This is a genomic window from Tissierella sp. P1 (genome assembly GCF_002266425.1).
Classification (GTDB): Bacteria; Bacillota; Clostridia; order Tissierellales; family Tissierellaceae; genus Tissierella; species Tissierella carlieri.
Map to the genome: position 1 here is coordinate 153577 of NZ_NPMN01000002.1, position 25081 is coordinate 178657.

The window sequence follows — 25081 nt, forward strand, 5'->3', positions numbered from 1 at the left end:
ATGGATATAAGAAAAGCTATTAAAGGAAGTTTTATTTTCAACCTATTACTTAGTCTTAAAAAATTATCAGATAATAGTTTTTTATTTAGGATGCAAAATAAAACCGATAATAAAGGAAAATATAAGCCAGAAGAATATAAAACTTGGATGAATATTAGTTTTATTTATATATTTCTTATGAATTTAGATAAGAAATTTATGAAGATGGAAGAATTTATATTTAACTCCTTAAGAAATAGTGTGATTTTAAGACCTTTTATGAAAAAGATAAATATAGAAGAGGTATCTCCAGAAAGACCTATTAGAGATAATAGCTATTTATATAAAATAATCAAAAAAATAAAAGGTAAAGGTACCTGGTTAGATTTATTGATATTTATTCCTGCTTCTTATATAGTTGTGGATTTTGTAATTAGAAGGACCAGAGGATTAGCTTCTTTAGGTTCTATATGGGATGAATTATTATTAATTCTTCTAGTTGGATATATAATTCTTAAAAGAATATTATCTGGTGGAAAAATTAAGCATAATTTTACACCTATGGATTTGCCCGCGGCTATCTATATTGTTTTAGGAATTTGCCATGTGTTTATAGTTGCTCCTAATCTGGGTATAGCAATAGAAGGATTTCGCGCAGTTTTCCAGCATATTCTTTGGTATTTTGTGGCTACACAATTTATTAGAAGCATAGAAGATTCTGAGAGAGTGATTAACTTAATGCTTTCTACAGGATTGTTCATGGGAATCCATGCAGTATATCAATATATTGCGAAGGTTCCTATGCCTGGGAATTGGGTAGATACAACTGAAAATATTAGAACTAGGGCTTTTTCTATAGTTGGTAGTCCTAATATATTAGGTGTTATTTTTGTTTTACTTATTCCTATTGCAATTTCAATGCTTATTACTCATAAGGATAAATATATGAAAGTATTTTATTTTAGTGCAACTATGTTTATGACCATAGGTTTACTTTTAACTTTATCTAGGGGAGCATGGTTAGCCTTTGCTGGAGCTATGTTTATCTTCATTATTACTTTAAATCCAAGGTTAATAATACCTTTTATGGCTCTTGTAGGTATATTTATTTTATTTGGTGGTTCTTTAAGTCAAAGACTATTGTTTATGTTATCTCCTGTATACCTAATAAAATCTGCGGCTGGAGGTAGATTATATAGATGGGAAATAGGGCTTACTATGTGGCGTAGAAACAGATTATTCGGCGTTGGACTTGGCAGATATGGTGGAGCAGTAGCAATTAATAATCAATTGGCTCCTTTCTATCTAGATAATTACTATCTTAAAACGTTAACTGAAATGGGAATATATGGTATAGTTGGTTTAGCTTTTGTTATTATATGCTTTATTATTTTTGCTATGAAGATAATAAGATATCAGGATGATATTAAAAAGAGAATCCTTGCTATCGGATTATTTTCAGGAGCAATGGGGGTACTAGCACAAAACTTTGTTGAAAATATATTCGAAGTGCCGGCTATGGTCATATACTTTTGGATTGTAATTGCATTAATAAATACTCTTGCACCAAAAGGAAAGACAGAAACCAATTAATAGAAAGGAGGGTCTTAAATGAAGGTACTTCATCTAATAAGTGGTGGAGATACAGGTGGAGCTAAAACTCACATAATCTCTCTTATAAAGGGTATCGATAAATTGATAGATGCAAAAATTATATGTTTTATTGAAGATACATTTTTCTATGATGCTAAAGCTGCTGGTATAGATATTGAGGTATTTGAGCAGAAAAGCAGGTCAGATATGTCAGTAGTACATAGACTAGCTGATGAAGTTGAAAGAGAAGAATATGATATAATTCATTGCCATGGAGCCAGAGCAAATTTTATTGCCATGTTCTTGAGAAAAAAAGTGAAAAGGCCATTTATCACCACTATTCATAGTGATTATGAATTAGATTTTAAGGATAATTTCTATAAAAAAGTTATTTTCACTTCTTTAAATAAGTTTGCTCTTAAGAGATTTAAATATTTTATTGCTATTTCAGATACTTTTAAGGATATGCTAATAAATAGAGGTTTTAAAGAAGAGGAAATATTTACAGCATACAATGGTATAGATATGGAACAGGAATTAAAATATATCTCTAGAGAAGAGTTTTTAGGAAGATATGGAATTAACTATGAAGGCAAAGTTATAATTGGTATTGCAGCAAGACTAGATAAAGTAAAGGATCACGAGACTTTTATTAATGCTGCATCTATTGTACTTAATAGACGAAAAGATATAATCTTCTTAATTGCAGGAGATGGCTATGAAAGAAGGAAATTAGAGTCACAAGTTCAAGAACTAGGTATAGAAGAATATATCTACTTCTTAGACTATGTAAAGGACCCATTTTCATTTTTTAATGCAATAGATATAAATACTTTAACTTCAGTAAGTGAAAGTTTTCCTTATGCGATATTAGAGGGTGCACTAATGAAAAAGCCTATTATATCAACAAATGTAGGTGGACTAAGTAAATTAATAGAAGATGACAAAAATGGTTATTTAATTCCTGTCGGTAATAGTAAAGAATTAGCTGATAAAATAGATATTTTATCATCAGATGAGTCTAAAATTAAAGAGATGGGAGAAAAATTATATAAAAAGGTTGAAGAAAATTATTCTTCTAACGCAATGGCAAGAAAGCATGTTGAAATTTATCAAGAAATACTGCGTGATGTGAAATGAACCATATAATATTTTTATTGAAAAAAGAATGGCTGCAGAAAAAGGAGAATTTCTATGAGATTTAAGGACTCAATTCTTATATCAGGATATTATGGTTTTGATAATAGCGGAGATGATGCTATTTTAAAAGCCATAGTGAAAGACATTAAAGAATATAATAAAGAGATAAATATAACTGTGCTTTCTAAAAATCCTCCTAAAACTGAAAATATGTATCCAGTGCAAGCTATCAATAGATTCAAAATTAAAGAAGTGTTTGGAGCTATGAAAGACTCATCTTTATTTATTTCAGGAGGAGGGTCTCTATTACAGGATGTAACAAGCACTCGTTCTTTATTATACTATTTAACTTTAATGAAGATAGCTAAGTTGTATAAGAAACCTGTAATGATATATGCTAATGGTATTGGACCAATTAAAAAGAAACTAAACAGGTTTTTAACAAGAAAAATATTAAATAGAGTAGATATCATAACATTAAGAGATGAAGACTCCAAAGAATTTATAGCTGACTTAGGAGTTAAAAATAAAAACATAGTGGTTACGGCAGATCCTGTATTTACTTTGGAGCCAGTATCGGAGGATAGAGTTAGAGGAATACTGGAGAGTGAAAAAATACCTACTGATAAGAAATTTATAGGTGTCTCAGTTAGACAATGGAAAAATGCAGAAAATTTAATTACGATTATGGCAGATGCCATAAGGTATATAATAAAAGAGTATAATGTAAATGTATTAATGATACCTATGCATTATCCAGAAGACTTGGAAATAAGCATTGAAATAGATAAATTAGTAAATCAAGAAGGATGTTATGTAATATCACAAAAATATAATGTGGAAGAAATAATGGGCATAATTAAAGAAATGGAGATAATAGTAGCAATGAGGCTTCACTCATTAATTTATGCGGCTACTCAGCAAGTCCCAATGGTGGGGTTATCTTATGATCCTAAGGTAGATGGGATATTACGTTCTATTGGAATGGATTATATATGTAATGTGGAGAAATTAGTCTATGATGATTTAATAGAAAAAATAGATTGTGTATGGAATAACAGAAATGATATTAAAGAAGATTTAAAAAGACAAAATGAGGAATTGAAAAATAAGGCGTTATCTAATGTAACTATGGCATTAGATTTATTAAAGGGGTAGATTGTTATATGGATAGTATAGAAATATTTGGAGTAAAAATACATAATATAACCTTTGATGAAGCTACCAAAGAAATGATAAATTATTTAAGAGGTAGTGAGCTAAAAACAATTTATACTCCAAATACTGAAATTGTTATGGGGGCTAAAGATAATGAGCAACTTAAAGGTTTGATAAATGAAGGTGATTTAATAACAGCAGATGGTATAGGATTGATTTATGCCTCTAGAATTAAGAAAAAGCCTTTAAAGGAAAGGGTAACAGGATATTACCTAACTATTAAATTACTTGATATAGCTAATGAAAATAATTATAGTGTGTACTTACTAGGCTGCGAAGATGGTGTCGCTAAAGCAGCAGCAGAAAATATAAAGAAAACCTATCCCAATATTAGAATCGCAGGTTATCATCATGGATATTTTAAAGGTACCCATAATGGTTACGAGAACCATGAAGAAGAGATTAAAGTTATCAATGATATAAATTGTTCAAATCCAGATATAATTTTTGTTGGACTAGGATTTCCTAAGCAAGAAAATTGGATAGATACTAATAAGGGAAATGTTAAGGGAAAGATTATAATAGGTCATGGAGGGGTAATGAATATCTTGGCAGGCAATACTAAGAGTACACCTAAGATATTTGAAAAATTAGGTTTAGAATGGTTTTATAGATTAGTGAAGGAACCTTCTAGGATCAAAAGACAGATAGTGTTGCCTAAGTTTATGCTAAAGGTATTGTTTTCTAAGGATGTAATTAAATAAGGAAGGAGGAATTTTATGGGGCATAAAGAAAAGTGGTATAAGATTGTATATAGCTATATTTTAATAGGTGTTGGTGCACTTTTGATGGCAATGTCTTTAATTTATTTTCTTGCACCAAATACTATAGCACCGGGAGGTGTTACTGGTTTTGCTGTAGTTATAGAAAAAACTGTGAAAGTTCCTATATACATTACGAACTTAGCATTAAATATTCCTTTGTTTATTTTTGGTACTAAAATTCTAGGAAAAGAAACAGCAATGAAGACATTGTATTCTACCATATTATTGTCCCTATTTTTGAAAATTCTTCCACCAATAGTTCTAACCCATGATCTATTACTGTCCTCTATATTTGGAGGGGTATTATGTGGTATAGGCCTGGGTATAGTTTTTAAATTTGGAGGGACTACGGGAGGTACTGATTTAGCAGGAGCAATATTAAATAGTAAATTTCCGAGTTTAAGTACAGTGACTTTTATGACAATGATAGATTTATTTGTAGTTATTTTCGCAGGTATAGTAGAGAGAAAAATTGAAACTTCTTTATATTCTATTATTGCTATGTTTGTTATAATGAAGGTAATAGATATGATTTTGGAAGGTATTGGATACCTAAAGGGATTTTTTATTATTTCGGATAAACCTGAGGAAATAAGCGAAAAACTTATGACAGAATTAGGTAGAGGAGTAACTTTGTTAAAGGGAAAAGGTATGTATTCCAAGGAGAATAAAGATGTTCTTTTATGTGTGGTTCCTAGAGCCCAATTTACTAGAGTAAAGGATATGGTAAAAGAATTTGATCCATATGCCTTTGTAATGGTGTCTGAAATGTATGAAGTGCTAGGTGAGGGATTCACATATGAGAAAAAACAATAGGAGGGATATAATGGAGTTAAAAGAAATAGCTCGAAGTATTAGAGTAGATATAATTAATATGCTGGAAAAATCTCAGTCTGGTCATCCTGGTGGTTCTTTATCAGCAGTGGAAATCTTAACAACTTTATATTTTAAAGAAATGAGAGTAGATACTACTAATCCGAAATGGGAAGATAGAGATAGATTTGTATTATCAAAGGGACATGGTACTCCGGTATTATATGGAACCTTAGCGGAAAAAGGATTTTTCCCAAAGGAAGAGTTAGATAGATTTAGAAAGCTTGGTTCAATGTTACAAGGTCATCCTGATATGAAGGATATTCCAGGTGTTGATATGACTACGGGCTCTTTAGGACAAGGGCTAGCTGCTGCAAATGGTATGGCCTTAGCAGGTAAATTAGATAATAAAGACTACAGGGTATATGCTATGATAGGAGATGGAGAATGTCAAGAAGGGCTAATTTGGGAAGCTGCTATGCTGGCTGCACATTATAAACTAGATAATATAACTGTATTTTTAGATCATAATGGACTTCAAATTGACGGTCCAAACAAAGAAATAATGAATATTGAACCTATTGATGAGAAGTTTAAATCATTTGGATGGCATGTACTAACCATTGATGGTCATTCTTTTGATGAAATATTAACTGCTATAGAGGAAGCAAAAAATACTAAGAATAAACCTACTATAATTATTGCTCGTACTCATAAGGGAAAAGGAATATCATTTATGGAAGATCAAGTAGGTTGGCATGGAAAAGCTCCATCAGCTGAAGAAGCTTCTAAAGCTTTAGAAGAACTAGGAGGTGGTTTGAATGGCTAATATGATTGCAACAAGAGATGCATATGGTGAGGCACTAAAAGAGTTAGGTGGAAATAATAAGAATATAGTAGTATTAGATGCAGACCTTTCAGGCTCTACTAAAACTTCAGTTTTTGCTAAGGCTTATCCTGAGAGATTTTTTAATGTAGGTATAGCAGAGCAAAATTTAATAGGTACAGCAGCGGGATTAGCAACAGCTGGTAAAATTCCTTTTGCAAGTACCTTTGCAATGTTTGCTACAGGTCGTGCCCTAGAAATTATTAGAAACTCTGTATGCTATCCAAAATTAAATGTAAAAATTGCGGCAACTCACGCAGGTTTAACTGTAGGGGAAGATGGAGCAACTCATCAAGCATTAGAAGATATTAGTTTAATGAGGTCTTTGCCAAATATGGTGGTTTTAAGCCCAGCAGATGCAATAGAAACAAAACAATGTATATTTAAGGCAGCAGAACATGATGGACCAGTATATATAAGACTTGGGAGAGCAAAAGTCCCTGTAATATTTGATGAAAATTATGAGTTTGAAATAGGTAAAGGTGTGGAACTAAAAGAGGGAACAGATGTAACTATTATAGCTACAGGTGTTATGGTTGAAAAAGCATTGTCTGCATCAGAAAAGCTAGCAGAAGAAGGTATATCAGCAAGAGTTATAAACATGTCTAGTATTAAGCCTATAGATGAAGATATTATAATAAAGGCGGCTAAAGAAACTAAAGGCATAGTTACCGTTGAGGAGCATAGTGTAATTGGAGGATTAGGCAGTGCAGTAGCCGAAGTAGTGGTGGAAAACCAACCAACTCGTGTTATTAGGATAGGAACTATGGATACTTTTGGTGAGTCGGGAGATGGATTTGAATTATTGGAAAAATATGAGCTTAATGTAGAGAATATTATAAGTAAGGCAAAAGAAATATTATAGATAAGGAGACCTCTGATATTAGTATCAGAGGTTTTTTTATAACGAATTGGAAAGTTCTACTCTTTGTTTTTTTACTCTAAGAACTTGATCCTAATGAGTTTAAAGCAGATTGCTGAAATCTTTAATTTCGTACAAGTTGTTTATGCAGTGATCAAGAAAAGCCTTTAATGATTCATTAAAAGCTTTTCTTATAAAATAAACATAATAGAGTTCTCCATAGAATATTAATTATATAAGATTAATATTGGGGGGATTAGATTGAAAAGGAATCAAATTATTGCCTTGGCAATTATTTTAGTTATTGGGATTCTATTCATACCTAAATTGTTAAAGGGAAATGAAGGACAAATAAAATTTAAAGAAGTAAAAGAAGAAGAGATTCCAGATAAAATTTCTGAAGTATTACCTAAATACTTAATGGAAGAAAGAGCTTTAACATGCAAATATAAAGATGACATATATGTTGTAGTTACAAGAGGAGAAAAGAAATCAAAAGGATACTTAGTAGAAATAAATCAAATCATTAAGGAGAAATATAGCAAGGATGTATTTGATATAGTTGTATATGCAAGGTTTACAGATCCAGATCCTAATGAAATAGTAGAACAAGAATACGATTATCCATATATTGTAGTGAAAACAAACCTAAAAGATATGCCCGAAGAAGTGCATCTAGATATTGAATATGTTGAATAGGATTTAATGTCTAGAAATTTATTTATAATATATTTTTCAATAAACTGCAGGGGGAAAACTATGCTATATCCTGCAGTTTAATTTTTTATAACGAATAGGAAAGTTCTACTTGAATACCTCATATCAAGAGAATTTTGTAATGAGTTTTAAAAAAGTTTCCTCTAATGAGACCTTAAAAACCTTTCTTATATATTTCATTGGAAAATATTACATAGAGGATTTTAGGAATTTATGCCGAATTAATATAAATAGGTAACAAAAAGGTTACAAAATTAAACGTAAATTGGAGGAACAAAGATATGAAGAAAACTACAAAAACAGTAATAGGGACTGCAGTATTGACTTTTTGTATTGGTACAACTAGTTTAGCAGCTAACCACACAGTAGCAAAAGGAGATACATTTTGGAAGATTTCTCAAAAATATGGTATAACATTGGAAAGTATATTAAAAGAAAATAAAGCCAATCAAAAAACAATGATTTATCCTGGACAAGTTATAAAGATTCCTGAAAGAGCAGTGAATAAAAATGCTCCTAATAGAGGAACTGTAGATAGAGTAACTGCTGAAGAAGTGGTAAAAATGCAAGAATCACAAGAAGTAGTGCAAGATACTACATATGGGGAATATCTTAATTGGTTTACTGAAGTAGACAATATAATTCCGAGAGGAGCAAAGTTTAAAGTAATAGATTTTTATACTGGAAAATCCTATATGGTACAAAGATCCATAGGATCAAATCATGCAGATTGTGAGACTTTAACTAAAGAAGATACTGATATTATGAAATCCATATGGGGAGGATTTAGCTGGGTAAGAAGACCAGCTATTATAGAATATAATGGCAGGAGAATAGCTGCTAGTGTAACTTTTATGCCTCATGCAGGCCTAGATAGTGTGGCAGGTGGAGTAACAGCAAATAATAGATCTGGAGGATATGGAAGAGGAATTAATTTCGATTATATAAAAGGCAATGGAATGGATGGTCATTTTGATATACATTTTGCAGGTAGTACAAGACATATGGATGGAAAACAAGATCCAGAGCATCAAAAAATGATAAAAATAGCAGCAGGTATAAAATAAGTGAAAACTCCTAGAAGGATATCCTTCTAGGAGTTTTTTATAACGAATAGAAAAGCTTTACTTTTCTCTTTTTTATTTTAAAAAATTGATATCCAAAGAATTTTAAGGAGTTTTCCGAAATCTTTGATTTTGTGGAAGTCGCTTATGCAGTGTCTAAGAAAAGCTACCTTCAACGCTTTGATAGTGTTCACAATTTATATAAAAAAACCATATTGATTTTTATTAGAACCATGATATAATTTAGGTAATCGATTACCTAAATTATTATAGTAACTTATTAAGGAACGTGATAATAATGACAATAAAAAGAATTGCGGAATTAGCCAATGTATCTAGTGCTACGGTTTCTAAGATTATTAATGGAAAAGATAAGCATATAAGTGAAGCTACGAGGCAGAAGGTACTGGCAATAATTGAAAGAGAAGGATATATTCCTAATGGAATTGCAAAAAGTTTGAAGATGAAAAGAACTAAAACCATAGGAATTATTATGCCTGATGTTATGAATCTTTTCTTTTCCGAAGTTGCAAGGGGTGCAGAAGATGCTGCGGAAAGAGAGGGATATTCAGTTATTTTGTGTAACTCAGATAATAAACAATCAAAGGAAGAAAGATATATTCAAATTCTTCAGGAAAAGATGGTAGATGGCATAATACTAACAGCCTCTGAGAGTAGTATAAGTAAATCTTTAGATCGATGTAATACTCCTATGGTATTAGTAGATAGAGATATTGCTTCTGATAAAAAAGTAGGACGTATAGTTGTAGATAATGAAGAAGGAGCTTATAATGCTACAAATTTTCTCATAAAAAAAAGGATGCAAAAACATAGGTTTTATATCTGCGGATAGTAAAACCAAACTATCAGCGGAGCGTCTAAATGGATATGAAAAAGCTCTTATAGATAATGGATTTAAAATAGATAAGGAAAAAATATTTTTACAAAATTATACCATAGAATCTGGATACCAAGGTACCATGGCCTTACTTATGCAAACAGAAATAGACGGAATCTATTGTGGAAATGATTTAATTGCTATTGGTGCTATTAAAGCTCTCAAAGAAAAAAATATTAAAATACCAGAAGAAGTTAAGATAATAGGATTTGATGATATATCAATATCTCAATACATTGATCCTCCATTAACAACTATTAAGCAGCCTATATACCAAATGGGAGAAGAAGCAGTAGAAATGTTGATATCGATGATTGAAGAAAAAAGTATTAAGATGACCAAAGTTTTAGAAACAATATTAGTTGAAAGGGGGAGTAGTTAATTGAAGCCTATAATCACAGTAGTTGGAAGTATGAATATGGATTTGGTGATAAAAGTAAATGAAATTCCCCAAATAGGTGAAACCCTATTAGGAAATGAATTATTGCAGATTCCAGGGGGTAAAGGAGCTAATCAAGGGGTAGCCATAGCCAAATTGAATAACGAGATTATATTTTTGGGTAAGGTAGGTAAAGATGTTTTTGGAGATGCATTAATTGAATCTATGAAAGAATCTGGAGTTAATATAGAACATATAGAAAAGACAGATGAATCTACAGGGATTGCAGTTATTAATGTAGATAAGTATGGTAATAACAATATAATAGTTATACCCGGAGCTAATGGAGACGTGGATAAAGGATATCTACAAAGACATCTTATAGCTTTTGAAAAGGCTGATATCGTAGTATTTCAGTTGGAAGTTCCTTTAGAAACTGTAAAAGAAGGATTAAAGATTGCAAGAAAGTTAGGTAAGACAACCATATTAAATCCAGCACCAGCATATGAATTAGATGATGAGATAATCCAAAATGTAGATATATTAATTCCAAATGAGCATGAATTAGAAAGAATATCAAAGATAAAAATTACTGATCAAGATTCAATATTAAAAGCCGCAAACATACTCCTCCAAAAAGGTATAAAGCAAATAATAGTTACATTGGGCGGCAAAGGAGTTCTATATATCGATATAAATGGATATAAATTTTTTGAGGCTTATAAAGTAAATGTAGTTGACACAACAGCGGCTGGAGATAGCTTCATCGGTGGTTTTGTTTCTTCTTATATAGAAAATGGAAATATAGAAAAATCTATAGAAATAGGGCAAAAAACAGCAGCATTAGCAATACAAAAAGTAGGGGCTCAGAGTTCTCTTCCGACAAAAGAAGAAGTGGATAATTTTAGGTAAAGGAGGTGTCGATAATGGGAAAACCAATGTTAGTCATGGAAATGATATCCAAGAGTTTTCCGGGAGTAAAGGCTCTAGATAGCGTAAATTTTACAGTATATGAAAATGAAGTGATGGCCCTATTAGGTGAAAATGGTGCAGGAAAAAGTACATTAATGAAGATATTATCAGGAGTATATAAAAGAGACTCAGGTCAGATAATTCTTGAGGGCCAGCCAGTGGAGATGATTTCACCAAAAGATGCTACTGATAAGGGAATAGCAATAATTCATCAAGAATTAAATTTGATCCCCTATCTGACAGTATACGAAAATATATTTTTAGGCAGAGAATTGAAGCTAGCAACAGGAGTTCTTAATAAAAGAGAAATGATAAGACAATCAGATGAATTGTTAAGAAAACTAAAAGTAAATATTAATCCTAATGTAAAAGTGAACACATTATCTATCGCTCAGCAGCAAATGGTAGAAATAGCTAAAGCACTCTCATTAAATGCTAAGATCATTATAATGGATGAACCTACAGACACCTTAACAGATCAAGAAGTAGAAAATTTATTTGAGATAATTCGGGAGCTAAAAAAAGAAGGAAAAGGAATAGTATATATATCTCATAGACTAAAAGAGGTCTTTGAAATATGTGATAAACTTACAGTTCTTCGAGATGGACAGTTTATAGCTGAGAAAAAAGTATCAGAAGTAGATGAAGATGAGATTATACGACTTATGGTAGGTAGAACGCTAGAAGAACAATTTCCATATATAAAAACTAATTTTCAAGAAGAAGTATTAAATGTAGAGAATTTAAGTAATGAATATATTAAAGATATTGGATTTACACTTAGAAAAGGTGAGATACTTGGGATTTCCGGATTAGTAGGTGCTGGTAGAACGGAATTAGCAAAAACACTTTATGGAGTATATAAAAAGGATAGCGGCACAGTGACATTAGATGGTGAAAAAGTAAATCTTAGAACTCCAAAAGAGGCATTAGATAAAGGTATAGTATATGTGTCAGAAGATCGAAAGCATGACGGACTTATTTTAATGATGGATGTAAGGAGTAACATGACCATATCTGCATTGGAGAAATTCAAAAGATTTCTAGGTATAGATAAAAAGAAAGAAAATAGAATTGCATCAGAATATAGAGAGAAAATTAATATAAAGACACCTTCTCTTCATCAGAAAGTTCAGAACCTGAGTGGTGGAAATCAGCAGAAGGTAGCAATCGCCAAATCACTTCTTACAGACCCAAAGGTATTAATTTTAGATGAACCAACAAGAGGTGTTGATGTAGGAGCCAAAAAAGAAATATATGATCTTTTAAATAAAATCAAGGAGGAAGGCAGATCAATTATAATGATTTCATCAGAAATGCCAGAGATACTAGGAATGAGTGATCGTATATTAGTAATGCATGAAGGACAATTAAGAGGTGAGATATCTAGAGAAGAAGCTACACAAGAAAAAATAATGAATTATATAGTAAGAGGGGAGGATAGATAGAATGGAAAATAGAAATTTAGACAAGTTAAGACCAATAATTGGACTAATAATTTTCTCAGTAATTATAAGTATTTTAAATCCAAGATTTCTAACTATGGGAAATCTTCTAAATGTATTTAGACAAACATCTATAAATGCAATAATTGCTGCTGGAATGACCTTTGTAATATTATCAGCGGGCATAGATTTATCTGTAGGGTCTATTCTAGGATTTTCAGGAGCTGTAGGGGCGAAGATGCTAGCGTCAGGCTATAATATTTGGTTATCTCTCTTAGTGGCCATAGTTATTGGTGCAGTAGCAGGAATAGTAAATGGAATAATTATTACTAGAGGAAAGGTACAACCATTTATAGCCACTCTTGCTATTATGATTCTTTTGAGAGGTGCAACAATGGTATTTACCTCTGGGAGGCCAATACCTGTTTCTGGAGAACATATATCAGGGGTATTTAGATGGATTGGTACGGGAGTAGTATTAGGTATACCAGTACCAATAGCTATTATGATTATTGTATTTATAGTCTGCTATTACATTTTAAACCACACTCAATATGGAAGACATCTATATGCTGTAGGAGGTAATGAAGAAGCCTCGTTATTATCTGGTGTAAATACTGCTAAGATAAAAATATTAGCATATACAGCTAGTGGTATACTAGCAGCTATTGCTGGAATCATTGTAACATCTAGACTATCTTCAGCTCAACCAACATCAGGAGAGGGCTATGAATTAGATGCAATAGCGGCAGTAGTACTTGGCGGAACGTCTTTAGTAGGTGGACAAGGTACGATAATAGGGACTATTATTGGTGCGTTGATTATAGGAATACTTAATAATGCTTTAAATCTAATGGATGTACAGTCCTATTATCAAATGATAGCCAAAGCAATAGTAATAATAGTTGCAGTGCTGCTAGATAAAAAAGAGAAGACAAAATAAAGGTGGTATAAATATGAAGAAAACAGGTCTTTTACATGGAGAACTATCTAAGGTTATAGCAGAGATGGCCCATAATGATATGATTTTAATTGGAGATGCAGGAATGCCAGTGCCAAAGGGAGTACAATTAATAGATCTTGCAATAACCAATGGTGTGCCAGGTTTTTTTGATGTATTAAAAGCAGTATTAGGCGAATTGTGTGTAACTGAAGGAATAATCGGAACTGAGATGAGTGAAGTTAGTCCTAATTTAAAAAAAGAACTAGAAGAGGTTGTAAAAGGTGAATTTATTTTAAAAGCTATTTCACATGAAGAATTAAAAGAGCTGTCTTATAATGTAAAAGCGGTGATTAGAACTGGGGAATTCACACCCTATGCAAATATAATTCTTAAATCAGGAGTATTATTTTAGTCATTGTTTTCTATAGGGCAAATGCCTAGAAGAAATATAAATTAATTGAAAAGGAGAGAGTTAACATGAAAAAACTATTAGTGCTTTTATTAGTATTAATTCTATCATTATCATTAGTAGCATGTAGTTCTAATACGGGAGGGAAATCAACTGACGGAGCAAAGAAAATAGGACTAGTAATATCAACTCAGACAAATCCTTTCTTCGTATCGCTTAAAGAAGGGGCAGAAGCAAAAGCAAAAGAATTAGGAGTAGAAATTATAGTACTAGATTCACAAGATGATCCAGCAAAAGAAATATCAAATATGGAGGACTTAATAACAAAAGGTGTTGACTTAATCTTAGTTAATCCAACAGATTCTGATGCAGTAGTAAATAGTGTTAGAGCTGCTAATGATGCAAAGATACCTGTAATTACATTAGATAGGGCATCAAATGGTGGAGAAGTTCTATCTCATATAGCTTCTGATAACGTAGCAGGTGGAAAGATGGCAGGAGAATTTATAATTGAAAAATTAGGTGGAAAGGGCAATGTAGTAGAATTAGAAGGTATAGCAGGAACAAGTGCAGCGAGAGATCGTGGACAAGGATTTAATGAGGCTGTAGCTGCCTCTGAGCTTAAAGTAGTAGCAAAACAAACTGCAGACTTTGATAGGGTAAAAGGGTTAGATGTAATGGAAAATATTCTTCAATCACAGCCAGACATCCAAGCACTATTTGCTCATAATGATGAGATGGCTCTAGGTGCACTGGAAGCAATAAAAGCTAGTGGAAGAGATATAATGGTAGTAGGATTTGATGCTACTGATGATGCTGTAGCATCAGTAAATGCAGGAGAAATGGCTGCAACAGTAGCTCAGCAGCCAACACTAATTGGATCAATTGGTGTTGAAACAGCAGTTAAAGCATTAAATGAAGAAAAGGTAGAAGCAAGTATTCCAGTAGAATTAAGTTTAGTTATTAAATAGATAAAATTAAGTAAATAGAAATGGAGTAGAAGGTAACTAAAAATTAGTTACCTTCTACTCCATTTTTACTCAACAAATCCAAATTTTGGAATACATTAAATTATGAAATAGTGTATAATTAAATCAGTTATCTACGGAGGTGATCCAAATGTTAGAAAAATATAAAGTGCCAGTTGAAAAGTTAAGAAATCAATGTGATCCAAATATATTTCCTCATGAAACTACGGAGGAGTGGATAGTAGATAGAGAGCTAATAGGTCAAGATAGAGCTATGGAAGCATTAAAATATGGACTCTCAATGAAGAGAAAAGGATATAATATTTATGTATCAGGTTTTATAGGTACAGGAAGAAACTCCTATTCATATTTAGTTGCTGAAGAATTTGCTAAGAAAAAACCTACACCTTGTGATTGGTGTTATGTATATAATTTTAAAAAGCCAAATTGTCCTAAGGCAATAAATTTACCTTCTGGGAAAGGAATAGGTTTTAAACAAGAAATAGAATCAGCTATAAAGAATATAGAGACTGAAATACCTAGGGCCTTAAGCTCAAAAGATTATGAAGATAGTAAAAATGCTATATTTAATGAAAATAAAAAAGTAGCTGAAAGTATATTAATGGAATTGAATAATTTTGCAAAGGAATATAGTTTCGTATTTAAGCAAACAGATAGAGGTATATTGAGCATACCCTTGATTGATAATAGACCTATGACTGATGAAGAACTTGAAAAATTATCAGATGATGAAATGGATAGACTTGGAGATATATCTATAGAGTTAACTCAAAAATCTTATGATTATATTAAGCGAATAAAGGCCGTTGAAACTAAATTAAAAAATGAAATAAAAAGAATAAAGGAAGAACAAATTGTATTAGTAGCTACTACATTTATAGGGCCAATTCAAGTAAAGTATAGAGAAAATGAAGGAATAACTAGTTTTCTTTTGGATATGAAGGAAGATATAGTAAAAAATTACGAAATGTTTTTAGATAATGAAGAAGAAAACTATGTGGAGAAGATCTTTTTACAAGGGAACAAAAAAGAGGATTTTTTAAAAAGATATTCTATCAATTTATTTATAGATAATTGCTATACTCAAGGAGCGCCAGTTATTAGGGAGATGAATCCTAATTATTATAATTTATTTGGTAAAATAGAGTATGCTAATGAGATGGGTGTTGCAAAGACAGATCATACTAGAATTAAACCAGGTTCTATGCATGAAGCTAATGGAGGATATATATTAATTCAAGCAAAAGACATTTTACAAAATAGGATTTCTTGGGAAGGGTTAAAGAGGACAATAACTACTGAGGAATTAAAGGTTGAAAATATTTACAGTTCAAATCTAACATCTGAAACATTAAATCCTGAGGCAATTCCATTAGATATTAAGATAATAATTATTGGTGATTATATCACCTATCATATTTTGTATGCTTATGATGAAGAATTCAAAAAAATATTTAGAATAAGAGCAGACTTTGATACTGAAATGGAGAGAAATGAAGAAAATATATTAAAAATAGGTTCTTTTGTAGCTTATCAATGTAAAGAGGAAAACTTGCTACCATTTCATAGAGAGGCATTAGGAGCAATAATAGATTTAAGCAGTAGAATAGCAGATGAGAAAAACAAACTTACTGCCAGTTTTAATGAACTTGTAGAGATAATATATGAAGCTGATGGTTGGGCATCAAGTGAATATAAAAAAGTAGTTACAAAAGAAGATGTTGAAAAGGCAATATTAAAGAAACAGTATAGAAATAATTCATATGAGGAAAAACTTTTAGAGTTAATAAATAATGAAACTATCTTGATAGATACTCAAGGAGAAAAAGTCGGAGAAATAAATGGTCTATCAGTTATTGATTTAGGTCAATATTCTTTTGGCAGACCTACTAAGATAACTGCAAATACCTACTTTGGAAAAGATGGAATAATAAATATTGAAAAAGAAACAGAGCAAAGTGGAAATATCCATGATAAGGGAGTTTTAATTATGAGTGGATATTTAGGGGAGAAATATGCTCAAAATATTCAATTATCTATGACAGCTAGTATTACCTTTGAGCAATCCTATGATGGTATAGATGGAGATAGTGCATCAAGTACTGAGTTGTACGCTATATTATCAAGTCTAGGAGATATCCCAGTAAAACAAGGAATTGCGGTAACTGGTTCTGTGAATCAAAAGGGAAAAATACAGCCTATTGGAGGAGTAAATGAGAAGATAGAGGGCTTCTATAAGATTTGCAAGATAAAAGGATTCAAAGGTGGGGAGGGAGTTATAATTCCAAGTAAAAACATAGAAAATTTAATGCTAAATGATGAAGTAATTATGGCAGTAAAAGATGGAAAGTTCACTATTTATGCCATAGATACTATAGATGAGGGAATGGAAATATTAACAGGTATAAAAGCAGGAGAATTAAATGAAAGTGGAGAATACGAAGAAAATACTATTAATGCTTATGTACAAGAAAAACTAATATATTATGCTATGCTAGATAAAGAATTAGAAGAATAGAAAATAGATTTCAAACTAAGATAAGAAAAAGGGATGGATTATTAAAATACCATCCCTTAGAATTATTCAGTTGCATAATTATCGAAATACCCTTGAATAAGTACTATAGGGGTACCTTTATCACCACTACCGCTAGTTAAATCACAAAGGCTCCCTAATAAATCCGTTAATCTCCTAGGAGTTGTACCAAGAGATTCTTCTTTTGCCACCATATGATTATTTTTAGTATTTATTTTCTTTTTAACAGCCTGTATAACTTCATCACCACGTAAAGCATCTAATTCTGTATCAACGATATATTTTAATTTTAATTCATTTGGTGTACCTTCTAACCCCTTAGTGTATCCTGGAGAAACTACTGGATCAGCAAGTTCCCAAATTTTTCCGACTGGATCTTTAAAAGCCCCATCTCCATAAATCATAACCTCAATGTTCTTACCAACTTTTTCCTTAATCTTGTTTTGTACAGATTCTACAAAAACCTGACAATCTCTTGGAAATAGTTTTAGCTCATGGTCAGAAGAAAGGTTTGAACCAAGTACTCCATATTCTGGATTGTAACCAGAGCTATCTATAGGCGAGTTTAAAATATCATCTAGCCCATAAACTAGATTAGCTCCAGCTTCTTTAAGTATTCTTTTAGTTCTATGCCTATCATGAACATTCGCCACCAAGATATCTTTCGTATAGTTTAATATAGTTCTTGGATCGTTAGAGAAAATTATTTCAATATTTTCTTTACCTATTTCTTTATATACATTTACATAGTCTACTCCTGTAAAAGGATGTACTACTTTTTCACCAAATAGTTTTCTATAATCAGATTCCGTTAAGACATCAGTATAAGGATTGATTTTCAATTCATCCATTTTATCTATATCCATTAGGTGATTTCCTACTTCATCTGATGGGTAGGAAAGAAGTAATACTACTTTTCTTCCACTGGATATTATTCCTTTTAATATAATGGAAAATCTATTTCTACTCAAAATTGGGAAAACTAATCCTATAGTTGAAGGGAATTTAGATTCAATATCTTTTCCTATAATATCAGCAGTAGCATAATTACCTTGGGCTCTAGCTAATAAGGATTCAGTAATACCTAAAACATCTCTATCGTTAATATGAAAGTTTTCAGAGTTAGCTGCTAGGAGTAAAGAATCCACTACAATATTAACTAAATCGTCGCCTTTCTTGACAATAGGGGTTCTAATACCTCTTGCTGTAGTGCCTACGGTTCTTACCATTATAATTCCTCCTAAATAACAAATTTAACACCTCATATATTATATCATTAATAATATAAATTAAAAGATAGTGTTAAGTTTATTTTTTCAAACAATTAATTATTTCCTTTTCAGTTATAATTAAATCTACAGGTATATCAAAGGAATCTGTAGGAACTTCATCTGTGACTTGTAGGTCAAAAGCTAATCCAATCTTATCCACTTTTTTTTCAAATTTAGATAAAAATCTATCATAATAACCGCCACCATATCCAACCCTATAACCATTTCTAGCGAAGACCACACCAGGAACTAAAATTAGGTCTATAGTACTAGGATCAATAAATCTTATATATTTTTTCTTAGGGGTAAGGATATTATAGTATCCTAATTCAAGTTCTGAAAAATCTAAGACTTCAGAAACCTTCAATTCTTTAGTTTTAGGTATGGTTATAGGTACAACTATTGATTTATTATGGCTTATAGATCTTTTAATTATTTCATGTGTATTAACCTCGGAATCAAAACTAATGAAAGACATAATGGTTTTAGCTTCTTTATAAGAATCCATTTTATACAATTTCTCCGCAATAATATCGCTATATTCAATAATATTTTTAGGAGATAAATCCGCTCTTTTTTGCAAGACTTTTTCTCTTAAAATTTTTTTGTCCAAAATAATCACCTCTTATGGTTTATTTATCTTACATTTTATATTATAATATACAATTAAGGGAAAGTAAAAAATGTTTCTATAAAATATTATCAAGGTAACCTTTTTTAAAAAGAATAATTTATGAGAATTTTTCTATGCATCATAAGAGAATGGAAATTAATGGGACTTTACTCGAATTTTAATATATTATATTATAGAAAAACGAGGTGATATGTTTGATAAAATTTGAAAATGTAAGCAAAGAATATGATAATAATGTTAAGGCTCTTTCAAATATAAATGTGAATATACATAAAGGTGAATTTGTTTTTGTAGTAGGTTCATCTGGGGCAGGTAAATCTACTATGATTAAATTATTATTAAAAGAAGAACAACCTACGGAGGGTAAGATAATATTAAATGATATGGATATTACAAAGGTTAGAAATAGAAGAGTACCCTATATTAGGAGAGATGTAGGTGTTGTATTTCAAGATTTTAGCTGCTGCCAAATAAGACTGTATATGAAAATGTAGCCTTTGCAATGGAAATAATAGGTTCTCATCCTAAGGAAATAAGAAGAAAGGTACCCATGGTACTTAGTATGGTAGACTTGAGTAGAAAGGCATCTAGTTATCCAGATCAGTTATCTGGAGGAGAACGTCAAAGAGTATCTATTGCCAGGGCAATAGTCAATAGTCCTCCCGTGTTGATTGCGGACGAGCCTACTGGTAATTTAGATCCAGAAACTGCATGGGAAATAATGAAAGTTCTATCTGAAATAAATGGTAGAGGTACTACAATACTTATGGCAACCCATGCCAAAGACATAGTAAACCAAATGAAGAAAAGAGTAATAGAAATTCATGATGGTAAATTAGTTAGAGATGAACAGAAGGGCGGGTATGGTGATGCGATTTCGGGTGTTTAAGAACACAATAAAACAAGGGTTTCAGGGCATGTGGCGAAACCGTGGTATGGGACTAGCATCTGTTGGATCCATATCAGCTGTACTTATGATACTAGGTATAGTTTTAATTTTAATCTTAAGTATAAATAATTTAGTATTAGAGGTAAAAACTAAGTTTGATGAAATACAAGTATTTTTAGAACTAGATCTAGAAGATAAAGATATAGAACCTATAGAGGAATCCATAAAATCAATAGAAGGTGTATTATCTGTAGTATTTCGCTCTAAGGAGCAAGGACTAGAAATAATGAAGGAACAATGGGAAGAAGAGAGCTATGTGCTAGAAGGGCTGGAAGATGATAATCCTCTTCAAAATTCTTATATAATTCAGTTAAAAGATATAAAATATGCAGATTCAGTAGTTGAGACACTTAAGTCTATAAAAGGAATAGAGGATGTAAACTATTATAAGGATATAATAGACAAGCTTATGGTAGTTGCTAATTATATTAGATTTGGAGGTATAGTTGTAATAGGAATCTTAGTATTGGTATCAGTATTTATTATTTCCAATACTATAAAAATTACAGTGGCCTCAAGAAAAAGAGAGATAAATATAATGAAATATGTAGGTGCAACTAATGGTTATATAAGAGGACCATTTATTATAGAAGGAATATTATTTGGGCTTATTGGAGCGGTATTTTCCATATTATTGATAAATTATGGATATGAATATTTCTTCAAATCAGTCAGTGATAAGCTCTATGTTCTTCTTACAGTATATCTAGTGCCGCCGTCTCTGCTAATTAAGGACATAACAATAATGTTTACAGCTATAGGTGTTGGAATCGGGGCATTAGGGAGTATAGTATCTTTAAAACGTTTTCTTAATGTATAGGGGGGGCAATATGAAAAAAAGAAAAATTATATTTTTGGTTCTAGCTTTAATATTTACATTTAACTTTATTCAAGCATATGCAGATTCAGTAAATGATTTGAAAAAGCAGCAGAAAAATGTTAATAAGCAGATAGAGAATACAAAAAAAGAAATTAAAGCCATTGAACAACAGGCAAAGGATGTATCTAAACAAATAGCAGATTTGGATGTAAAGATGGATAATGCTACTAATGAGTTAAATAATGTAGAAAAAGAATTACAGGATTTAGAGAATAATATTGAAAAGACAACACTAGAATTAAAAGAGGCAGAAGAGAATGTTAATGATAAACAAGAAACATTTAATAAAAGATTAAGGGTAATGTATAAGAATGGAAATGTAGGATATCTTGAAGTACTTTTAGCATCTTCTGATATTAAGGATTTTTTATCTAGACAAGATATGATAAAAGCTATAGCAAAGCATGATACTGAATTAATAGAATATATGAAGGAGCAAAGAGATATAATAGATACAAAGAAAACAGAGCTGGAAATGCAAAAAAATGCAGTGGAGACATCTAAAACTAAGTTGGAAGCTAGAAGGAGAGATTTAGAAAAGGCTACCAGAGAAAAAAAGGACTTAATGGGTAGATTAGAAAAGGATAAAGTAGCATATGAAAAAGAATATGATAAGTTAAATGATTTTGCTAAGGAAATTGAATCAAAGATAGTTAAATTGCAAAGAAATACTGGGGCATATACTGGAGGAGGTAAGATGGAATGGCCTGTACCAGTATATAAAAGAGTAAGTTCTCTTTATGGTTATAGAATACATCCAGTTTTTAAGACTAAAAAATTGCATACAGGAGTCGATATATCGGCTAATCATGGAGAAAGAGTAATTGCAGCAGAAGCAGGAGTAGTAATATATTCAGGCACATTAGGTGGTTACGGCAAAACAATAATGATAGATCATGGAGGCGGTATAGTTACACTTTATGGTCATAACTCATCCTTAGTAGTTTCAGAGGGTAAGGAAGTAAAACGAGGAGATACTATAGCAAAGATTGGAAGTACAGGAGTATCTACTGGGCCACATTGTCACTTTGAAGTAAGAAAAAATGGAGCATATCAAGATCCAATGCCATGGTTAAAGAGTAAATAACAAAAAGGGGAAATGATCCCCTTTTTTTAATATAAAAATTGGTTAAATATATTATTTAGATACCTCCTTATTAGTGTAAAAATAACTTTGACAGCTGTAAAATAAAGTGATACTATATCTACAGGATAAAAATTTAACAATCTTATATAATATCACGGTAAAATAAAAGGAGGAAGAGCATCATGAAAGGTCTTGTTTTTAAAGATATTAATCAAATTGAATTACAAGAAATAGAAAAGCCTATGATTGAAAAAGAAACTGATGCGATAATTAGAATCACTATGACAACTATTTGTGGAAGTGATATTCATTTATACCACGGACATATGCAAACCACTCCAGGGTATACATTAGGACATGAATATGTAGGAATTGTTGAAGAAGTTGGGGAAGCAGTAAAAAGCCTAAAAAAAGGTGATAGAGTAATTGGACCAGCTGCTCCTTTCTGTGGATATTGTGAAAACTGCAAAAATGGTCATATAGCTCAATGTAAAAATGGGGGAGTACATGGTAGTGGAAAGGAGTTTGGAAATATTCCAGGTACTCATGCAGAATTTTCACGAGTACCATTTGCTGATAATAACTTAATAAAAGTTCCTGAAAACCTTAAAGACGAACAAGTATTATTCGTAGGTGATGTATTGTCTACGGGATACTTTGGTGCAGAAAAATGTAGGATTCAGCCTGGAGATGATGTAGTTATATTTGGTGCTGGTCCTGTTGGATTATGTGCTGTACAAGCAGCAAAATTATTTAGTCCTAAAAATATAATTCTTGTAGGAAGAAAAAATCAATTAAGACTTGATATAGGAAAAAAACTAGGAGCAACACATATTATAAGAACTGATAAAGATGATTTATTTAAGAGTATATCTGAAATAACTAAAGGAAAAGGTGCAGATGCAGCTATTGAAGCTTCTGGATCAGAAATTGCACTTCAACAAGCAGTTAAGTGTGTAGGAATCAGTGGCAGAGTTTCTCTGGTTGGACTTTATTCAAAAAATATTGAGTTGCCATTACCAGAAATATTTATGAAAAATATATCAATTGAAATGGGGTTAGGATACTTAGGTCATATGCAGCGTTTACTTAATATGGTTGAATCGGGTCAAATAGATATGACATCACTAATAACCCATCGCATGAAATTAGATGATATAGTTAAAGCCTATGATATATTTGAAAATAATCAAAATGAAGTTGTAAAAGTTGTAGTAACACCATAAAACTTATAACTAATACGGTACTATTATAAATCCTCTATTTCCATCTTAAATGGTAGTAGAGGATTTATAAATATTTTAATAAGTTATATACACTAATCTTTAGGCTTTTTAATGTATTTAATTAATGGTATAATCTTAATGTAAAATAAATACAATAGTTGTATAACCCAAAAATTATAGAGGTGAGAAAATGTCCAAGAAGAAAGTCATAACTTTAATGGTAGTTTTATTATTGATTACAAATGCAATTACTTTCGGTCTAACTAATTTGATGAGCATAACATTTAATAATAAGGCATATGTGCCTTTGGCAGAATATAATAAACTTAAATCTATTTATAATGAATTTTCAAAGGTAATGGCAGTAGAAAATTATGTTAAGGAAAATTACTTGCGAGATGTGGATGAAAAGAAATTAGTTGATGGACAATTAAAGGGTATGCTCCAATCCCTTGAAGATCCATATTCTAATTATATGACTCAAGATGAATTTGCATCATTTTTACAACAAACTAGCGGAACATATGCTGGAATTGGAGTTGTAGTTACTCCAGGAGAGGATAATCTAATAACCGTAGTATCTCCAATAGAAGGTACCCCTGGAGAAAAATCAGGTATAAAGAGTGGAGATAAGATAATAAAGGTAAATGGAATAGAATATCTTGGAGAAAACATGGATCAGGCTGTAAAGGTAATGAAAGGTGACCCGAATACTAAAGTGGTTCTAACCATTATGAGAAAAGATAAAGCTGGAAAAAATGATATTTTTGATCTTGAAATAACTAGGGAAATAATTAGATTAATTACTGTGAAATCTAGCCTAATAGATGATAATATTGGATATATAAAGATTACATCCTTTGATGATTTAACATATAAAGATTTTAAGACGGAATTAGATAAACTTGGAAGACGTAATATTAAAGGTTTGATTATAGATTTGAGAAATAATCCTGGCGGATTATTAGATAGATGTGCTCAAATAGCTGACGAATTATTAGGAGAAGGTGACATTGTATATACTCAAACTAAGAGTGGTAAAAGAGAATATTTAAAATCTAACAAATCAATGGTTGATTATCCATTAGTCTTACTTGTTAATGGAGGGTCTGCATCAGCATCAGAGATACTAGCAGGTGCAATTAAAGACCATAAGAGAGGGACATTAATTGGAACAACAACATTTGGAAAAGGAGTTGTACAAAGAATACACGATTTAGACGATGGATCTGGATTGAAATTAACTATTTCAGAGTATTTCACACCGAATGGTATTAATATCCATGGAGTTGGAATAGCACCAGATATTATAGTAGAGTTACCAGAAGGTGTTGAAGAAATAGGTGTAGATAACTTAAAAGAAGACATTCAGTTAAGGACAGCTATAGATGAAATAAAATCAAAAATTAAATAAGCTCAAATAAGGA

21 protein-coding genes and 2 pseudogenes are annotated in these 25081 nt (G+C 31.3%); 21 read left to right on the forward strand and 2 right to left on the reverse strand.

Going from position 1 to position 25081, the window contains the following annotated elements:
- From CIW83_RS02440 to CIW83_RS02520, 16 genes and pseudogenes are all read left to right on the forward strand, one after another.
- Entirely contained in the window at positions 1-1572 is a 1572-nt protein-coding gene (locus CIW83_RS02440; protein ID WP_094899113.1) for an O-antigen ligase, read from the forward strand.
- Positions 1573-1590: 18 nt separating this feature from the next.
- Complete coding sequence (locus CIW83_RS02445; RefSeq protein ID WP_094899114.1) at positions 1591-2712, forward strand: glycosyltransferase; 1122 nt, start codon at positions 1591-1593, stop codon at positions 2710-2712.
- Positions 2713-2766: 54 nt separating this feature from the next.
- Positions 2767-3870, forward strand: a complete 1104-nt coding sequence (csaB, locus tag CIW83_RS02450) for a polysaccharide pyruvyl transferase CsaB (RefSeq protein ID WP_094899116.1) — start codon at positions 2767-2769, stop codon at positions 3868-3870.
- 8 nt (positions 3871-3878) lie between these two features.
- On the forward strand, positions 3879-4634 hold the full coding sequence (locus CIW83_RS02455) for a WecB/TagA/CpsF family glycosyltransferase (protein WP_094899117.1): 756 nt from the start codon (positions 3879-3881) through the stop codon (positions 4632-4634).
- Between the two features lie 15 nt (positions 4635-4649).
- Positions 4650-5510: a YitT family protein gene (locus CIW83_RS02460; RefSeq protein WP_094899119.1), complete on the forward strand. Its 861-nt coding sequence runs from the start codon at positions 4650-4652 to the stop codon at positions 5508-5510.
- Positions 5511-5520: 10 nt separating this feature from the next.
- Positions 5521-6336 (forward strand): transketolase, encoded by an 816-nt coding sequence (locus tag CIW83_RS02465; protein WP_235601203.1) that lies wholly within the window; start codon positions 5521-5523, stop codon positions 6334-6336.
- Positions 6329-7258, forward strand: coding sequence for a transketolase family protein (locus CIW83_RS02470; protein ID WP_094899122.1), 930 nt, complete (start codon positions 6329-6331; stop codon positions 7256-7258). The genes CIW83_RS02465 and CIW83_RS02470 overlap by 8 nt, the downstream gene beginning before the upstream one ends.
- Before the next feature lie 258 nt (positions 7259-7516).
- A complete protein-coding gene (locus CIW83_RS02475) occupies positions 7517-7954 on the forward strand; it encodes a protease complex subunit PrcB family protein (protein ID WP_094899123.1) in 438 nt (145 codons plus the stop codon).
- 299 nt (positions 7955-8253) lie between these two features.
- The gene (locus tag CIW83_RS02480) at positions 8254-9039 is read left to right on the forward strand and encodes a LysM peptidoglycan-binding domain-containing protein (protein ID WP_094899124.1); all 786 of its coding nucleotides are present in this window, start codon (positions 8254-8256) and stop codon (positions 9037-9039) included.
- A gap of 326 nt (positions 9040-9365) precedes the next feature.
- Positions 9366-10316, forward strand: a pseudogene (locus CIW83_RS23530) (substrate-binding domain-containing protein).
- Positions 10317-11225, forward strand: coding sequence for a ribokinase (gene rbsK, locus CIW83_RS02495; RefSeq protein ID WP_094899129.1), 909 nt, complete (start codon positions 10317-10319; stop codon positions 11223-11225). It begins immediately after the preceding pseudogene.
- Positions 11226-11239: 14 nt separating this feature from the next.
- A complete protein-coding gene (locus CIW83_RS02500; protein ID WP_094899130.1) occupies positions 11240-12733 on the forward strand; it encodes a sugar ABC transporter ATP-binding protein in 1494 nt (497 codons plus the stop codon).
- Between the two features lies 1 nt (position 12734).
- Positions 12735-13673, forward strand: a complete 939-nt coding sequence (gene rbsC / locus CIW83_RS02505) for a ribose ABC transporter permease (RefSeq protein WP_094899132.1) — start codon at positions 12735-12737, stop codon at positions 13671-13673.
- 13 nt (positions 13674-13686) lie between these two features.
- Complete coding sequence (rbsD, locus tag CIW83_RS02510) at positions 13687-14085, forward strand: D-ribose pyranase (RefSeq protein WP_094899133.1); 399 nt, start codon at positions 13687-13689, stop codon at positions 14083-14085.
- Between the two features lie 65 nt (positions 14086-14150).
- Positions 14151-15053 (forward strand): ribose ABC transporter substrate-binding protein RbsB, encoded by a 903-nt coding sequence (gene rbsB / locus CIW83_RS02515; RefSeq protein WP_094899135.1) that lies wholly within the window; start codon positions 14151-14153, stop codon positions 15051-15053.
- A 148-nt stretch (positions 15054-15201) separates the two neighbouring features.
- Positions 15202-17589 (forward strand): Lon protease family protein, encoded by a 2388-nt coding sequence (locus tag CIW83_RS02520; RefSeq protein WP_094899136.1) that lies wholly within the window; start codon positions 15202-15204, stop codon positions 17587-17589.
- A gap of 62 nt (positions 17590-17651) precedes the next feature.
- Here the strand turns inward: CIW83_RS02520 and CIW83_RS02525 are convergent, their stop codons facing one another.
- Together CIW83_RS02525 and CIW83_RS02530 are read right to left on the reverse strand one after the other, a co-directional pair.
- A complete protein-coding gene (locus CIW83_RS02525) occupies positions 17652-18836 on the reverse strand; it encodes a coenzyme F420-0:L-glutamate ligase (RefSeq protein WP_094899138.1) in 1185 nt (394 codons plus the stop codon).
- A gap of 79 nt (positions 18837-18915) precedes the next feature.
- Positions 18916-19491, reverse strand: coding sequence for a 5-formyltetrahydrofolate cyclo-ligase (locus CIW83_RS02530; protein WP_201259640.1), 576 nt, complete (start codon positions 19489-19491; stop codon positions 18916-18918).
- A gap of 215 nt (positions 19492-19706) precedes the next feature.
- Between CIW83_RS02530 and ftsE the strand changes: the two are divergent.
- From ftsE to CIW83_RS02555, 5 genes and pseudogenes are all read left to right on the forward strand, one after another.
- Positions 19707-20401, forward strand: a pseudogene (ftsE, locus tag CIW83_RS02535) (cell division ATP-binding protein FtsE).
- Between the two features lie 28 nt (positions 20402-20429).
- Positions 20430-21281: a permease-like cell division protein FtsX gene (ftsX, locus tag CIW83_RS02540; protein ID WP_235601204.1), complete on the forward strand. Its 852-nt coding sequence runs from the start codon at positions 20430-20432 to the stop codon at positions 21279-21281.
- A 10-nt stretch (positions 21282-21291) separates the two neighbouring features.
- Positions 21292-22428 (forward strand): murein hydrolase activator EnvC, encoded by a 1137-nt coding sequence (locus CIW83_RS02545; RefSeq protein ID WP_094899141.1) that lies wholly within the window; start codon positions 21292-21294, stop codon positions 22426-22428.
- Positions 22429-22610: 182 nt separating this feature from the next.
- Positions 22611-23654 (forward strand): zinc-binding dehydrogenase, encoded by a 1044-nt coding sequence (locus CIW83_RS02550; RefSeq protein WP_094899142.1) that lies wholly within the window; start codon positions 22611-22613, stop codon positions 23652-23654.
- 190 nt (positions 23655-23844) lie between these two features.
- Entirely contained in the window at positions 23845-25068 is a 1224-nt protein-coding gene (locus tag CIW83_RS02555; protein WP_094899144.1) for a S41 family peptidase, read from the forward strand.
- The last annotated feature ends 13 nt before the right edge of the window (positions 25069-25081 follow it).